Source organism: Pseudomonas sp. Pseusp97 (assembly GCF_047304025.1).
In the GTDB taxonomy this organism is placed as follows: domain Bacteria; phylum Pseudomonadota; class Gammaproteobacteria; order Pseudomonadales; family Pseudomonadaceae; genus Pseudomonas.
The window spans coordinates 18,782-34,597 of sequence record NZ_JBGLYK010000037.1 but is presented as its reverse complement, the minus strand read 5'-3'; the positions used below and the strand labels follow the sequence as shown (position 1 = coordinate 34,597).

Below are 15,816 nucleotides of genomic sequence, written 5' to 3'. Positions count from 1 at the left end.
AACTAGAACCTCTGTAAGTACTTGATTTTCAAGTTCTTTCAGCGCTTCGTCGCTGGGAGTGGTGCGCATTATAGGGACTTAAAAAGACCCGTCAACGACTTTTTGCAGAAAGATGACAACTACCCGTCTCCCCTGCCCTCCTTTATAGAGAAGCACGCCTTTCCGGCGAGCGCGCAACGCTAGTAGCTCCTGCAGCAGGCAGGTCCAAGCCGGCGGGCCCTCCTGCCACCTCATCTACATAGAGGGCTCACCAATACATCACGCCAGCGCGCTTCCTGAATTCCTACGAGCATTGCAGGTTGCCGCCTCGGAAAGCCGCGCGCCATCCTCCAATCGTCACGGTCAATCCCGTGGCCGGGTTTAGCGACTCGAAAGACACTGGCGCGACTGCGCTGAAAGCGCGTGCGGGAAACAGCGATGGTTTCCTGTAGGCCCTTTCATGCCTGTAGTATTCACTACTTGGCTCTATGGCGGATCGCGCAGGGAGACCCTCGGGTCTGCCGGTTCCATCTCCCGGTTCGTCAACCCTGCGCGGTCCGCCACCCTTCGCTTGACGACGACGCGTGGCGACTCCTCAACCTCGTAGATGGAGCTTCACCATGCAAAACGCTTATAAGCCTGTCGTTTTCCAACGCCACACCTACCAACTGCGCGCGATCCTGATCGAACGCCAACCCTGGTTCGTCGCCCACGACTTCGCCCGCCTGATCAACGCCCGCCGCCCCTACCGCCTTCCCAAGCGCATGGACCCGGAACAGAAACGCGCCCTCATCTTGGAATACGCCAGCGGCATGCGCGAAGAAGTGGAAGCTATCAGCGAATCCGGGGCCTACAAGGCCCTCTACCGCTTCTGGCACCCCGAACACCGCCACATCGCCAAATGGCTCAGCGACGAAGTCCTCCCCACCCTCCACGACACCCAGCACACCCCCGACACCAATCCCCAGCGCGCCTTCATGACCTGGGCCAACCAACGCATTGGCGTCATCAAATGGCAAGGCGAAATCTGGATCGCCCGCCGCGACCTGCCGACCCTCCTGGCAGCACAGGATGATTGGGCACTGAGGGACGCACCGAGCTGGCGATCCATCTAGGTGATCTTTGCGAAAAGAAAAATGCAAAAAGGCCGGTTCATTACTGAACCGGCCTTTTCAAATTTGGTCGGGACGGAGTGATTCGGACACTCTACCCCTTGCACCCCATACGCTTATTTCATGGATTCACATGGATGCTAGTGGACACTAGTGGATCGCCTACACCCTAGTAAAAACGGGCTATACAAGCTAAATTAGCGTCCATCATGATCCATGAGCATCCACCGACAGCCAAGCCATTCGGTGGGGCAAAAGTGGGGCAAAATTCCAAGACGACCGAATCGAGCAAGGGGTAGAAGGTGGCAAAACTTACGGCGAAGCAACTGGAAGCGCTCACCGCGGCCGACGACGGCAAGACACTGCGTGAAGACGGCGGCCTGGTCGCCAAGGTTCGCGCCGGGGTACGCGGCGTCACTGTCCTGTTTCGCTACGAGTTCAAACTGGACGGAGCCAAACGCGATCACCGCCTAGGTAGTTGGCCGAAGAGGTCGCTAGCGCAAATCCGAGCCGAGCGCGATGAGGTGAAAGCGACAGTCATCAAGGGGATTAATCCCACTGCCGCCCGCAAGGCAGCCAAGATCGAAGCCCAAGCCGCTATCGCGGCCACCATTGCTGAAGCCGAGCGCCAGGCAGCGGAGAACAAGACAGTCGCCGACCTCTTCGAAGAGTGGATGCAAGACGGTGTATCCCGCCAGGACGGCAACGCCGAGTTGCGCCGCAGCTTCACCAAAGACGTGCTCCCACTCATTGGTAAGAAACCGCTGCGCACCCTAACCGAGAAAGATCTGCTCAACGTCCTGCGCTCGGTCAAAGCCCGTGGCCTGAACCGTACCGTAGTAATCCGCAGCAAGGACATCGGCCAAATGCTGCGCTGGGCCGAGAAACGCAAGCCATGGCGCACCCTGATGGCCGACGGCAACCCGGCCGACCTGGTAGAGGTCAACAAGCTGCTCGACCACGATTATGAGGAACAGCGGGATCGCCTACTCTCTCCTGATGAAATCCGAGAGTTGCGCGACATTTTCGCCAGACTGGAGCGCGACTACGACGCCCTCCCCGCCGGCCAGAAATACTCAGGCATCCGTCCGGTCAATCCGCGCGTGCAATGCGCCGTCTGGATCTGCCTGAGCACCCTCTGCCGTATCGGTGAGCTGCTCAAATCCGAATGGCGCCATGTCGATCTGGAGAAAGGCACCTGGTTCATCCCTGCCGAAGCTACGAAGGGCCACAAGGGCAAGCGGCAGGACCACCACGTGTTTCTTTCATCATTTGCCCTGGCGCAATTCAAGCGCCTGAATGAAGAAACCGGATACACGCCCTTCTGCTTCCCTAGCAAAGATGAGTCTAGTCATGTCGACACCAAGACAGTCAGCAAGCTAATCGGCGATCGGCAGTGTCGATTCAAGAACCGCAGCAAGCCGCTTGCTGGTCGTCACCATGACGACTCACTGGTGCTGAGCAAGGGCTCCAAAGGTGAGTGGACACCGCATGACTTGCGCCGCACTGGCGCGACCATGATGCAGGAGCTCGGCATCACGCTTGAAATCATTGACCGCTGCCAAAACCACCTGTTGGGCGGGTCGAAAGTACGCAGGCACTATCTCCACCATGACTACGCCGAAGAGAAAACCTTGGCATGGAGCCAACTCGGACGCAGGCTAGAAAATATCTTCCACTCCAGCGAGATTCACAACGAAAGTAAGAGCTAGAAACTCCTCGAGCCGACACTACATCCATGTACTGCAGAGAGCTTCTGCTTGGGCCAAGACCAGCTGTGCCGCAGTTTCTTGCTGGTCTGGAGGGTACTTATATTTCCGGAGAATTCGTTTGACTAAGAGCCGAAGCTTTGCACGCACGCTATCGCGATTATTCCAATCCACGGTTACGTTCTGGCGTAGGCTCTCGGTCAGCTCATGGGCGATCTTGGCTAGAGTTTCATCGCCTAGCTCTCGCACAGATGACTCATTGTTTGCCAAAGCATCGTAGAACGACAGCTCATCGTCATTCAGTCCAAGCTTTTCACCACGCTTGCTAGCGGCGGCAAATTTCTTGGCCATTTCGATAAGCTCCTCGATGACCTGGGCTGTCTCAATCGAGCGATTCTGATATCGCTTGATTACATCACCCAAAAGCTCTGAAAACTTTTTCTCCTGCGCAAGGTTACTGGAAAACTTGCTCTTGATTTCGCCTTCCAAAAGCCTTTCCAAAAGCTCGACTGCAAGATTTCGTTCTGGAAGACTTCTAACCTCAGAAAGGAAATCCTCATCCAGCAATCCGATATTTGGCTTCTCCAATCCAACTGCCGCAAACACATCAACCACTTCGCCAGAAACTACGGCATTACCGATAATTTGACGAATAGCCAAGTCACGCTCTTCATCCGTTTTCTTCTTCGCGCTGATTTCTCGCTTAGTGAGCAGAACTTTAATTGCCTGCAGGAATGCCACCTCTTCACGCACGGCCTTAGCCTCATCTAAGGTGCAGCACAAACTGAATGCTTTGCTCATGGCTAGGGCATTATCGGCAAAGCGTCTCTTACCATCCTCTAGACCAAGGACATGGTTTGCTGCACCAGCCAATAGCTTGTGCCCGCCGATAATAAAATCGCTGTAGTCGAAACCATGCAGCATGGCACGCAGAACATCGAGTTTTTCCTCAAGCACTGCATAGGCTTCGTGAGCGTCCACTGTCGGCCGGCCACGCCCTTTGCTTGCGGTGTACTCCTTCAGCGCAGCCTTTAGCTCGTTAGCAATACCGATGTAATCCACTACCAGACCACCCTGCTTGTCCTTGAACACGCGGTTCACCCGGGCAATGGCCTGCATCAGGTTGTGGCCTTTCATCGGCTTGTCCACGTACAGCGTATGAACACAGGGCGCATCGAAGCCCGTCAGCCACATGTCTCTCACGATCACTAGCTGCAGCGGATCCTTCGGATCCTTAAAGCGCTTTTCAAGGCGTTTCTTCACCTGACTGGGATAGATGTGCGGGCGAAGCAGGGGCTTATCCGAGGCGCTGCCGGTCATCACGATTTTGATTGCCCCCTTCTCGGGATCCTCGTCATGCCATTCAGGACGCAGTGCGATGATCTCGTTATACAGATGCACACAGATCTCGCGACTCATGGCCACAATCATTGCCTTGCCCTGCTGAGCCTGATTGCGCTCCTCGAAATGCGCCACCAGATCAGCCGCGACGCGCTTCAAACGAGGCTCAGCTCCGACGACCTTTTCCAAAGCTGCCCATCGGGACTTCAGGCGTGATTGCTGATCCTCCTCTTCGTCCTCGGCCAGCTCGTCCACTTGGTCGTCGATCTGTGGCAGCTCGCTTTCATTGAGCGCCAACTTGGCGAGGCGAGACTCGTAGAAGATGGCTACCGTGGCGCCGTCTTCCTTGGCCTGCTGCATGTCATAGACGTGGATGTAATCGCCGAAGACCGCGCGCGTGTCACGGTCCTCACTAGAAACAGGTGTACCGGTAAAAGCGACGAAAGTTGCGTTAGGCAGCGCATCACGCAGGTGCTGGGCATAGCCCACCTGATAGCGAGCTTGCCCCTCCGCGACCTTAAGCGTGTCCACCTTCAGCTCAGCATTGAAACCGTACTGGGTACGATGAGCCTCATCGGCGATCACCACGATGTTCGAGCGGGTAGAAAGGACTGGGAAGCTGTCCTCGTCTTCTCCTGGCATGAACTTCTGGATCGTGGCAAAAACAATGCCGCCGCTGGGACGGTTACCCAGCTTCTCGCGCAAATCGCCACGGGTCGCGGCCTGAACAGGCTGCTCACGAAGCAAATCTTGCGAGAGGGAGAACACTCCGAACAATTGGCCATCAAGGTCGTTGCGGTCCGTAATAACGACGATGGTCGGGTTCTCCATTTCGGCGGCCTGCATCACCCGCGCAGCGAAGCAGGTCATGGTGATACTTTTGCCCGAACCCTGGGTATGCCAAACCACACCACCCTTGTGCGTGCCGCCAGGCCTTGAAGCTTGAACCACCTGGCAGATTGCCGCTCGCACAGCGTGGAACTGGTGGTAACCGGCAATCTTCTTAACAAGTCGACCATCGTCCTCGAAAAGGACAAAATAACGCAGATAGTCCAGCAGCAGCTCCGGCGCCAAGACCCCGCGAATCAGAGTCTCTAGCTCATTGAATTCGCCTAGTGGATCAAGCTTCTCGCCATCAATCGTGCGCCAGCGCGCAAAGCGTTCGATATCGGCTGACAGCGAGCCCATGCGCGCCTCGCTACCGTCGCTGATAACCAAAATTTCGTTGTAGTGGAAAACATCCGGGATCAGCTCCTTATACGTTTGGATCTGATTGAATGCCTTGCTCAAGTCGGCATTCACATCAGCCGGGTTCTTCAACTCCAACAGCACCAGCGGCAAGCCATTCACAAAAAGAATGATGTCTGGCCGACAGGTCCGTTTCGGGCCGTCGATACGATATTGGTTGACCGCCAGCCACTCATTGGCCTCAACATCAACCCAATCGATCAACCGAACAAAGTCGCCGCGGGTTTCACCTTCTTTCTGGTACTGAACGGGCACGCCATTGACCAGCAGGCGATGGAACAGGCGATTTGCCGATAGTTGCACAGGCAACCCCAGCTCCAGCACTTGTCGTAAAGCATCTTCCCGCGCAGCCAAAGGCACCTGCGGATTCAATCGCGCAATCGCCGCATGTAAGCGCATCGCCAGTACCACATCGCGATAGCTGGCGCGCTCGGGATTAGCCCCCTCAGGGGAGATGTCCGGCCCGTACAAATGTTGGTAACCCAGCTCACTCAACCAGCCGAGGGCGTCCTGTTCCAGTTGGTCTTCGGTCATTCCCAAACCTCAATCCTTCTCTTAAGCCAGCAAGTCCAAGGCATAGCCCGGCTGGCGCATACAGCGAGCAAAGTCCACCTGATCCAGCCCCGACAGGGTATCGGCGTCCAGATCAAAGGGCAGCACCCAGAGCTTCAACTCTGGGCTGAACTCGAACGGCGCCAGGTGCCGCTCAAAAGCGGCCCATCGTGGGTAAATCAGTGCCATTTCCCCCTGCCCACCAAGGTATTTTTGCCCATAGGCAAAGAGCTGGTAGAAATCCGCCTGGCTGAGTCCGTATTTGTTCTGCCGATCACTGCCATCCAGCTTTTTCCACTTAGTATCCAGCACCCAGGCCTTTTGACCACTCTCCAGTAAGAGGTCAGGCTCCAAACGAAACATGGCACGTTGATCGTGCACACAAAGGCTATGGCGGGCAGCCTGCGACGTTAATCGTGCACCTACAACCAATTGCTGCCGCAACCAGCGCTCCACATAAGACTCAAACAGCTTTTCCATCGGGAAGAGCAGGCTCATACCTTGCCATTGTCCAGTCACAGCAACGGGCATCTGCTTCTGGAGGATCAACTCGCACCAAGGCTTAATTGCCTGGTAATGCGCCATCAGTCGATCACAGCTCCAGGCGCGCAGGTCCATGCTCACGTGGCGGCTAGCAGGCATCTCAGCCAACATAGCGCGGAGCTCGCTCGCCAGGCGCCAGTTAGCGGCGTCCTGCGTGGTCTTAGCCACCAATTCCAACGCCGACTTCAGCAGGCGGTTCTCTGCTCGATCAGGCAAGAACACATCGTGGCGGATCTGGAAGTGATGCTGCCGCCCCGGCGGTTGGCGCATTTGTGCCACCATGTTGAGCTGGCCGCGTAGAAAGCGCTGCTCCTCTTCCAGACGTTGGTAATCGAAGCGCACGCCACGCTTAACTAGCAGATCCAACTCGTTGAGAAACTGCCCCATTAGCCACTCACTTAGGGGCGCATCGAACAGTTCGAGGCTAGTCGCCGATGCCTCGCGAGGCTTCAACGACAAAGCACTCTGAATGAGCTTGCGTAACAGAGCTCTGCTTTGCCGCCTGCAATTATCCTGCTGATGATGTTTGGGAAGAATTTCCAGCCGCGTACCGCAGGGCGTTTCCAGTACGCCTACGTAGCTATCCCACTTCAGCGAACGACGCCCCTCCACCTGCAGAAGCGTGGCTCCGCCCCGGTTAAAACGAGCACTTAGCTCGCAGAGCCAGTCAAAGGCACTGTTCGATATTTGGGCCTCATCCAGCGAAGGCATTACCGCCTCGGTAGTGAGGCGAGCGTATTCACGGATGGTGATCAGCTTGACCGTCACAGGGCTCCGCCCAGAATTGTGAGATAGCTGTCCAACGAGTTAAAGGCATTGTCGTTCAACTCCCAGCGTTGATCACTGAGCTTCTCTGCCACCTCGCCACCAAACAGCTCGGCAAGTCTCTGCTCACCCTGGGGGCGTCTTACAAAACGCTCGGTGTTCCGAGTGTTCGCGTGCTGATCATTCAGTACCCAGCCAATCCGCTCCCAATCCTCGAAGAAATACTCCTGCAATAACGGCAGAATTTGGTTGCGGAAAATAGCCTCCAACCGTTCCAGTGTGGGCTCGGTCTGGAGTGGTACGAAGTAGGCGTGCCCCAGGCAATGATCCCGGTCCAGCAGCACCTCAATGCGCTGGTTCATAGTCCGCAGCAGTTGGCCGACATTCAGACCGCCAATGCGCACATCATCCAGCAGCTCAGGTCTAGGTGGCATTTCGCGAAACTCAAAACGACGGCGCAGTGCGATATCCAGCCCTGCCAGAGAGCGGTCAGCAGTGTTCATGGTGCCGATCAGATAGACATTCTGCGGAACAGAGAATCGCTGCTTGGAGTAAGGTAGCACCACCGAAAGAGCCTCCTCAGCGCCCGCGCGCTTGGAGTGCTCGATCAGAGTGATCAGTTCACCGAAGATGCGAGAAACATTGCCCCGATTGATCTCGTCGATGATCAAAACCCGAGCAGTCGAACTGCTATCAGCTCCGCCTGCAGCCCCCGCCGTAAGTATGTGCTCAACCAATGGGGACAGGATGTTGTTATAGCCGTTGACCAAGTAAGGCTCCAGCGTCGATCCCGGAAGCTTCTCGACGGCGGTTTTCTCACGGATATCCTTCAGCGTGATCTTTCCAGTACGCACTGCCTCAGCCAGCTCGCTCAACATGCTGATAGAGAAAGGAAGCGAATTACCGTTTGGCTTTTTCAGCTCAAGCAGGTCGGAGGTCGCCTGTACAACTTGATAGTCCCTGCCGAAAACCTGACCCACTGAGAAAATATGGCCGGCGTGAGTGGCTACCTGGGAGCCCAACAACGCCTGCAGCTTCTCGCGATTCAACGTTGGGCTACGCAGCTCGTACAACGTCATCTGGCTGAACTGGGCATTGAGCAGCTCACCATGCGGCAGAGAGGGGCTGTATTGGCGCAGCCATTTCACCGGGCGCATCTGAGCGTAGCCATCCTCATACTCAGCATGCGGTTTGAAGGTGTAGTCCCCAGAAATTTCGCCAATCGCACGGAATTTAAAATTGCCGTCACTCACTACAACCAAGTCGCCCGGTTTCATCTTGGTGACGAATGCCGAGACACTGGTCAGGCTGTAATCATTGGAGCCATCAAGCGATACACCGGCCTCAGCAAAGCGCTGTCGGACCTCGCCGCGACTTTTGCACCCGCTGAAGTCGACGCCGCCACCGTACCCCAGCAGCACATAGCCGCCCTGCAAGCACTCGTCGTAAATGCCAGCATCGCTGCCCAACGTATTACCGAGTGACATTTTCCAGACGCGGCGCTTCCCTAGATCTAGCGGAGCCTCCGCTTTCTGCATCACCTTAGCGGCAGCTACTTCACACAGACTCTTGAATACGCCATCGACTACTTCATAACGCAGCTGTCCGCTAGTCTCGTCGCTTTCAGCACGCAAACCTTCAACAAAGTCCTCATAGCTGAAGCTCTGATGGAAGGTTACAAAGCGAATGCGTCCTTCCTCTGCCAACTGATCGAAGCGAGTCTTAAGCAGCACACGGTCCTGGCGATTGGCAACCAGATAGGCCTGATCCAACACCTCCAATGCGGCCTCGACGGTTGCGTAGGTTTTACCGGTACCTGGGGGGCCAAAGAGGATTTGATTAAGAGGCGCGCTGCTCATGAGGTTTGATCCACTCTTGATCTCGGTTACTTGCCGATCAGTTGGCATGTCATCTAGGTACAAGCCCAGAAGCCCCTGGAAAGCCTCCTCGCTGGGCAGGCTAACTAAAATGGCTGGGGCCCCAAGCCACAAGCGAGGAGCATTCGCTTCTAGGCCACTGTGTCGGGTGCGCTCTGCCGGGTAAGTCTCCCAGGTAGGCAAAAAAAACTTGGCCTCAGCCATCCAATCGCCGGGTTCCAGGAACAGTGCCGGCTTTCGGCCTGGTTCGAGCGCTAACTGTCGTCCATCGTGAGTCTGGAAACCGGCCATTTTTACCGTCGCAGACTTCACTGGGGTAACATCTTCTGACGCCTCCAGCAGCTCCTTCAGACGCTGGCCAGACCATCTCTGAGCCGCCAAATTCGATGCTTGCTTCCACACTTGCCGGCCATAATCCATCAGGGGACTGTCGGCTCGTTCAGCCATCAAAGCCGCATGCATCTGCCCTGGAGTAGCCGGTTTGGCCATGCCACTCGCCAAGCGCAATGAGTCCTCTAGATACACCGGCAGTACCGTCGGCTTTTCGCGATCCTGGTACAAAAAGGCCAACTTCCACTTGGTGACAGTGCCAAGATCGGCCGCATCAATCGCCGCCAAATCACCACGTCGGGATGCCTGAGCAATATCAAGAATGATGTTTTTTACCCGAGCGAATGCCGACTCTGCCGAGTCACCGTATTTGCTGACCCAGGCATAGTCAGTGGAGTACTGCGTGTGCTGATCTCCTGCTTTGGGACTCTTGTCTTTCCGCGAGTAGATGCCGAACTTAAAGGCTGAGCCACCCCATATAGAGCCCAACTCTTCAGTCGCCACCTCCAGCCAGTAAGTAAACGTATTGCTATCACCGGCCTGGGTGTACTGCTCCAAGGTCAATTCTGAAAGGGACTCCAACGGCCAGCGCAGAAGAAAGTCGCTCCACTGCTTATCCGCTGCTGCTTGAGCTGCCAAGCTCATAGGCACACCCCCAAAAGCCGCGCTATGGTTCCCGCGTGAGAACGGCAGCAGTCCGTAAAATTATTGTTTGTCATCCCTGCGCTCTCAAAACCTCACCAAACTCCGCTGCCTTGATTTCCGAAGCGCCATGCAACATGTCCCGCGCCAAGGCACGCCGCTTCTGCAGAAGCTCATCCAGCGTGGCTTCGAATGTCGGCATGCTGGGGTCACGGATGGTCGGGTAATAGACGTACACGTCCTTCTCCTGGCCGATGCGGTAGGCGCGGTCTGTTGCCTGGTCTTCTTTAGCGGGGTTCCAGCAGCGGGTGAAATGGATCACGTGGTTCGCAGCTTGTACGTTCACGCCGAAGCCAACCGCTACCGTCGAGAGAATGATCACCGAGAAGCCAGGCTCCTCCTGGAAGCGATCGATCAAGCGCTGGCGGCTTTGTGCACTTTGGCTGCTGGTGCTGGTATCGCCGTTGATCACGGTCGGCTTGAAGCCGAAGCGCTCCTGGATGGCGTGTTGAAGCTCGCGCTGAATGTCCCGCAGCTCGGTAAACAGGATGACCTTGTCACCATTGCCCGAACGCTTGATGCGCTCTAGCTGGGCCAACATCCATTGCAGCTTGGGAGAGTACTCCCGCAGGCGCGGGTCAGGCTGCACGCTGAAGGGGTGCGCGCACACCAGCTTGAGGCGATGTAACAGGCCGAGCATTCCGCTTTCGCGTTGCTCCAGCTGCTCCTGCATCTGCTGCTTCTGGCTGTACTGGGCGACTTCGGACAGATAGAGATTGCGCTGCAAGGCATGCATCGGCAGCGACCGGCTGGCCTGGTCCTCGATCTTGGCGGGAAGATCCTTTGCCACATCCTGCTTGGTACGTCGCAGGGTTTGCGGCTCGATCAAGCCACGCAGTCGTTCAAGTGCCGCGGTATTTCGCTCGGCGCTGGCCTCGATTGGCCGCTGGTACTCGCGACCGAACTGGTTCAAGCCGCCCAGGAATCCTGGCTGGATGAAGTCGAACAGGCACCACAGGTCGATCAGGGTGTTCTCGACCGGCGTACCGGTGCAGGCCACCCGGAAGCGCGCGGGAATGGCTTTCGCCGCCTGTGTGATGAGTGCCGCCGGGTTCTTGATCTTCTGCGCTTCATCGCAGATCACAATCGCCCACTGCTGGCGGGCCAAAGAAAACTCCTGATCCCGAAGCGTCTCGTAGGTGGTCAAGACTATGCGCGCATCTGCCATCCAGCCCGGGCGCAGTAAGTTCTTGATGCCTTTTGCTTGCAGCTCATTCGGTATCTCTTCCTTCCTGAACTTCACAGCGCTCAGCGCGCTGCCGTAGAGTTTGAGCACAGGCAAAGCATCGGCATAGAAGAACCGCTGCAGCTCGCGCTCCCAGTTGTCCAGCAGGGACACCGGCGCCACGATCAGGACGGGCTCATCTTCGGGTTGCTGCTCCAGATACCAAGTGACGAAGGTCAGTAGCTGAATCGTCTTTCCCAGTCCCATGTCATCAGCCAACAAGCAACCCGCCACCCGATCCGGCGCCAGCTTGAACAAATGCTGCATCCAGGCCACGCCCTTTAGCTGATGCTCTCGCAACTGGATTTCAGGCCGCAGTAACTCTGGGAGATCCGCGTTGGCATTGTGCGCCGCCATCAGCGCTGCCTCGCGCGTCTGGGCGTAAGCGGCGTCTTCGATGTTGTGCTCGATCTGCAGTACGGCCCTGGGAGCCTTGTCCGCTCTCTCACTGCCTGCAGCGTTTGCCTCACCTGGATTGAGCTTTCTGGACCACGCGTCGTACAGCTGTTCAGCCGCTTTCAGGGGTAAGGGCATCTCGCTACCTGGCAGATGCACTTGCTTGTCGCCAGCCTCGCGGGCTTGATCGAGACGGTGTTCAAACTCGTTGAAGTGTTCGCGGTTCGCGGGATCCCAGCTGTTCAGCAGCTCACCATCAATACCCAATGCCTTGACGTCAGCCGGCAGCCAGTTCTCCGTGGACTCCTTGACCAAAAACGGCGAGGTAATGCGCTCCGCCTCACCGATACCGATGACGCGATCCCCGTAGGAAGCCAGGTCCAGCACCGCCTCGAAGGTCTGGCCAGCTTCTTGCCGCTGCCAATCGCTCAGCAATCCGCTAATCCCCGCCAGCTGGGCCAGGTCGAAGTCGCTCAACTCAAGCTCATAGCCCTGCCAAAGCCCGGCAGGCAGCCCAGCGGCCAGCTTGACCTGCAACTCATGCACAAATGGCGCTAGCTCGTGAGCCGCCGCAAAACAGAACTCGACCTCGGGCTCCGGCGACGCCGTGATCGGATCCAGGTATAGGCCGACAGACTCAATCTGCCGTCCATCGGCACTCAGTACCGGCTCAATACGAAAGCGATGGAAATGAATACCGGCCTCCGCGAGACCGGCCTCGTACTCTTCCGGATCAACCACCTTCTGAGCGGCGTCGCCAATAACGCTGTAGGGGTTTCGAATCAGCGACAAGGCCTCGTCGCCCGCCACGCGCCGGCCGGGTAGAGCCCTCACCGACTCCAGCACCGCCTTGACCTCAGGCTCGATCAGCACGTGGGTGACCGTTCCATCGTCGCCCGTCACACGGTACCTATCCTGCACCTGTTTGTAGCCATCGAAGCTCGCCATCCAGTTGGCCGGCTGCCCGTCGAAGGACGCTTCAAGCTCGATGACCGGGGTGCCGCCTACCATACTTTTCCTGGGTTTCAGCTGCAGCCGCTCAGGCTTGACCACCACCGTTTTGTCGAGAAAACCATCCATCCCAGCGTTGGCCTTCTTGGCCTGCTTGCGGATATTCGCCCAACCGATCTGGTTAGTAGCCTCTCCGGGCGCTTCCTTTTGCGCCGCACTCAAGCGCCGCACTGCTTGCAGCAGTGACCACACCGCATGGGGCAGCAACTCGGTACGCTCTCCCTGGCGAACGACAGGCCCCAGGAGATCGACACTCACGGCAGCACCGGTTTTGGGATCTCGCCAACCCTGGATGAACACCTTGAAGCCCGCTTCGGCGAGGCTGCCGCTGCTAGCCAACAGCGGCTGAAAATTGGCTTCCGGCGGAATGCCCAGTAGCGGCAGGCTGGTTTGATGCTCGGGATCGTCCAGCAGTTGGTAAAGCGCATCCCAAGGCAACAGCCAACGATCACTGAGTTGCGAGGCAAAATCTTCTTCGAACAACTGGTCGAGATAAGCCGCCAGCGGCCAATGCACCTCGCTTTGAGCCAAACTCAGCGGATAACAGAGCCCCAGCTCATCCACCTGTGGCTTAAAGGCTTCATTCGATTTTTGAGCGTTCCGCTCATTCCTTGAAAAGAATCGCCCGAGCATTAGCTTCTCCAGAATGTCAGCGGGTTCTTGTTCATCTCTTTAAATCCCAACCGCGCTAGCGCAACCCTGGCCCGCGCATCATCACGTGCAAGCTTGACCATCAAGGCGCCACCCTTGCTGCGGTTGTCCATCAGTTGGTAGTTAACGTGCTGCAGCTGGGCTGCCACCTGGGTCTCAATGGACGACTGGCTTCCAGCTTTCCGGGGATCGTTCTGGCCACTAGAGGACTGAGGAACGATGCCCAACCCCCGGAGCTCGGTGTCGAACTTCTCTAGCCAACCTTCAACGAGGTTGGGGCGTCTCGGTGCCGGCGAGTGGCTCATACGCTTCAATGCGCTCCCCGCCTGCTTCAACTCCGAAGCCAACGCCAAAATCTGCTTGTCTGGATTAAACGGAGCCTTGTCCGCGCGATAGACGTAGCAGGCGTTCCCCGTCTCCGAAAATTCGACGAAGAAGTAGTTGCCGATCTGCATTACCACCGCGTTGTTTCGGATAGAGCCGCCGCTCAACTGACTCAGTCGCCCTTTGTTCTTCTCGCGGAAGGCCACGAAATCTCTGCTTCGATCGCTCCAAGCATCGTTGCCCATCACGATCCGCGTGTAGCTCATCTGGTTGGCAAAGCGCAGCCAATAGAACAAGCGCGACTGATCAACCTCCGCTTCGCCTTTGAGCAACGTAAAGAAGTGCTCCAAGTCTTCCTTGGCAAACCAGGCCACCACCATCGCGCAGACCGGCTGCTCCACATATTGCAACCAGGTGTTCTGCTTGGAGCGCATCTGTGGGCTGCCCCAGTGGTCCAGCGCGGCTTGCTTGAGCAGGGATGAAGACTGTTCGCGAAAACGCGAGCGGTAATAGCGGGTCAGGCAGGCGCTGAGCACCTTATCCATGTACCGTTTATTCAACTGCCCCAACTCAATCAGCTCCGGCAGGCGCTGCACGAAGGTGTCGTCATCCAGATCATCGATGCACGACAACAACACATCAAAGATGCGCTTCCACAACCAGCTGCTATCCGGCACCTGTGCGATGGTCTGCAGAGCGGACAGGTCCTTGGCGCGCCCCGCAAAGATTTCCTCCGCGAGCTGTTTTCCCGCCTGATCACCGAACAGCTCGCGATGCTGCTGGACAATCCGCATCCATTCTTTCTCGCGACCGATGCGCCGTTTGACCGCATCAAGGCCTTGATCGATATCGCTGCGCAGGACCCGCCAATTGGAGTTATCTGCCGGCTTGGCGTGATCGTAGAAAAAATAGCTGTAGCAAAGTGCTAACCAATCCTTTCGGCTCAGCTTTTGTTGGTCACTTCGAATGGAGACTTCTCGATGCACCAATTCAAATAGGAAGTCATCCTCAAGCACCGGCAGGCCGCCGTCGTCTTTATCTGCCAAGCCAGCAAACACCGGCCTGTATTCCGAGGGCGTAGAGCTTAATTGCTTATCACGCCTAAACTTGCGCAGTGCTTCCCTCCGCTTCTCTTGAGGTGGAGGCAGAGCCTTCTCGACTTGATTGAAGCGCCGAGTAAGATCCTCGTTTGCACGTTGCAAATCGACAAATCCATTCAGCCCGGTATCCGCCGTGCGCTCCTGCTGGCGCTGCAAGCTACGTGCAATGGCCTCGGAGAGTGACGACAACGCCCGACTCATCTAGCGCATCTCCAGCTGGCACTTCTCCAGCGCCGTCGTCGTGAAAATTGGCTGCTCCTCCTTCGCCTGTTGCTCCTTGTCCTTCAGCCCGAAGAACTGCATCCGCAACTCAACACGTCGGCTTGCTTCTTTAGTTTCTCGGGCACTGTTGAACGACACGCCACCGGCCAGGAACATCGAACGAATCTGTTGCTGCCGCTCCGCCGAAAGGCCTTGCTGCACGGGGCTGCGACTGTCGAGCAGGCTGCACATCACCCATTCCGAGCGCTGCAGGGAAAGGTGGAGGTTGTAAAGATAGGAGCCGTCGGTATCGGTGAAGCCCTCGATCACCACCTGCTTGAGCCACTTGCGCCCTTCCTCGCTGTCGGCGGCGTCCAGAATCAGCGGCACGACATCCTGCAGGGCCTTTTGCCCTTGGGCGTTGAGCAGGTACTGGTTGTGCCCGAAGCGGCCCGCCTCGCCAAAGCTGATGCGGTTATCGTGGCAGTCCACAACAATCGTGGAGTTCAGATTCCCGGCTTTAAGCTTAAGGCCTTCACACAGCCTCTCGATGTCACTTCCCCGCTGCTTCTCGCCTTGCTCGACCTGCTGGATACGTTGCGTCACAGAACTTAGCGAGGCCACCATCACCACCAAAAACAGGATCATCATCGCCGTCATCAGGTCGGCGAAGGAGATCCAGAAGGGCTTCTCGCCTTCGTCCCGAGCCCGAGCAGGGGCGGCTGATTTGCCAAACATGCCTCACCCCCC

The 15,816-nt window shown here is 57.0% G+C and carries 8 protein-coding genes; 2 read left to right on the top strand and 6 right to left on the bottom strand.

The annotated features are described in order from the left end of the window. The first annotated feature begins 599 nt into the window (after nt 1-599). Both ACCC94_RS09675 and ACCC94_RS09670 read left to right on the top strand, forming a co-directional pair. The gene (locus ACCC94_RS09675) at nt 600-1,094 is read left to right on the top strand and encodes a Bro-N domain-containing protein (RefSeq protein WP_413349187.1); all 495 of its coding nucleotides are present in this window, start codon (nt 600-602) and stop codon (nt 1,092-1,094) included. Nucleotides 1,095-1,393: 299 nt separating this feature from the next. After that, nucleotides 1,394-2,803 carry a tyrosine-type recombinase/integrase gene (locus ACCC94_RS09670; protein WP_413349185.1) on the top strand — a complete coding sequence of 470 codons (1,410 nt, stop codon included), beginning with the start codon at nt 1,394-1,396 and terminating at the stop codon, nt 2,801-2,803. 18 nt (nt 2,804-2,821) lie between these two features. Here the strand turns inward: ACCC94_RS09670 and ACCC94_RS09665 are convergent, their stop codons facing one another. From ACCC94_RS09665 to zorB1, 6 genes are all read right to left on the bottom strand, one after another. Next, complete coding sequence (locus ACCC94_RS09665; protein ID WP_413349183.1) at nt 2,822-5,923, bottom strand: type I restriction endonuclease subunit R; 3,102 nt, start codon at nt 5,921-5,923, stop codon at nt 2,822-2,824. A gap of 21 nt (nt 5,924-5,944) precedes the next feature. After that, nucleotides 5,945-7,195 carry an McrC family protein gene (locus ACCC94_RS09660; protein WP_413349188.1) on the bottom strand — a complete coding sequence of 417 codons (1,251 nt, stop codon included), beginning with the start codon at nt 7,193-7,195 and terminating at the stop codon, nt 5,945-5,947. 53 nt (nt 7,196-7,248) lie between these two features. Then, complete coding sequence (locus ACCC94_RS09655) at nt 7,249-10,101, bottom strand: AAA family ATPase (RefSeq protein ID WP_413349182.1); 2,853 nt, start codon at nt 10,099-10,101, stop codon at nt 7,249-7,251. Between the two features lie 70 nt (nt 10,102-10,171). Beyond that, nucleotides 10,172-13,423, bottom strand: coding sequence for a type I Zorya anti-phage system protein ZorD (gene zorD, locus ACCC94_RS09650; RefSeq protein WP_413349180.1), 3,252 nt, complete (start codon nt 13,421-13,423; stop codon nt 10,172-10,174). Further along, on the bottom strand, nt 13,423-15,066 hold the full coding sequence (gene zorC / locus ACCC94_RS09645) for a type I Zorya anti-phage system protein ZorC (protein WP_413349178.1): 1,644 nt from the start codon (nt 15,064-15,066) through the stop codon (nt 13,423-13,425). Before zorC ends, zorD begins: the two co-directional genes overlap by 1 nt. Next, a complete protein-coding gene (gene zorB1 / locus ACCC94_RS09640) occupies nt 15,067-15,804 on the bottom strand; it encodes a type I Zorya anti-phage system protein ZorB1 (protein WP_413349177.1) in 738 nt (245 codons plus the stop codon). Nucleotides 15,805-15,816 lie beyond the last annotated feature (12 nt).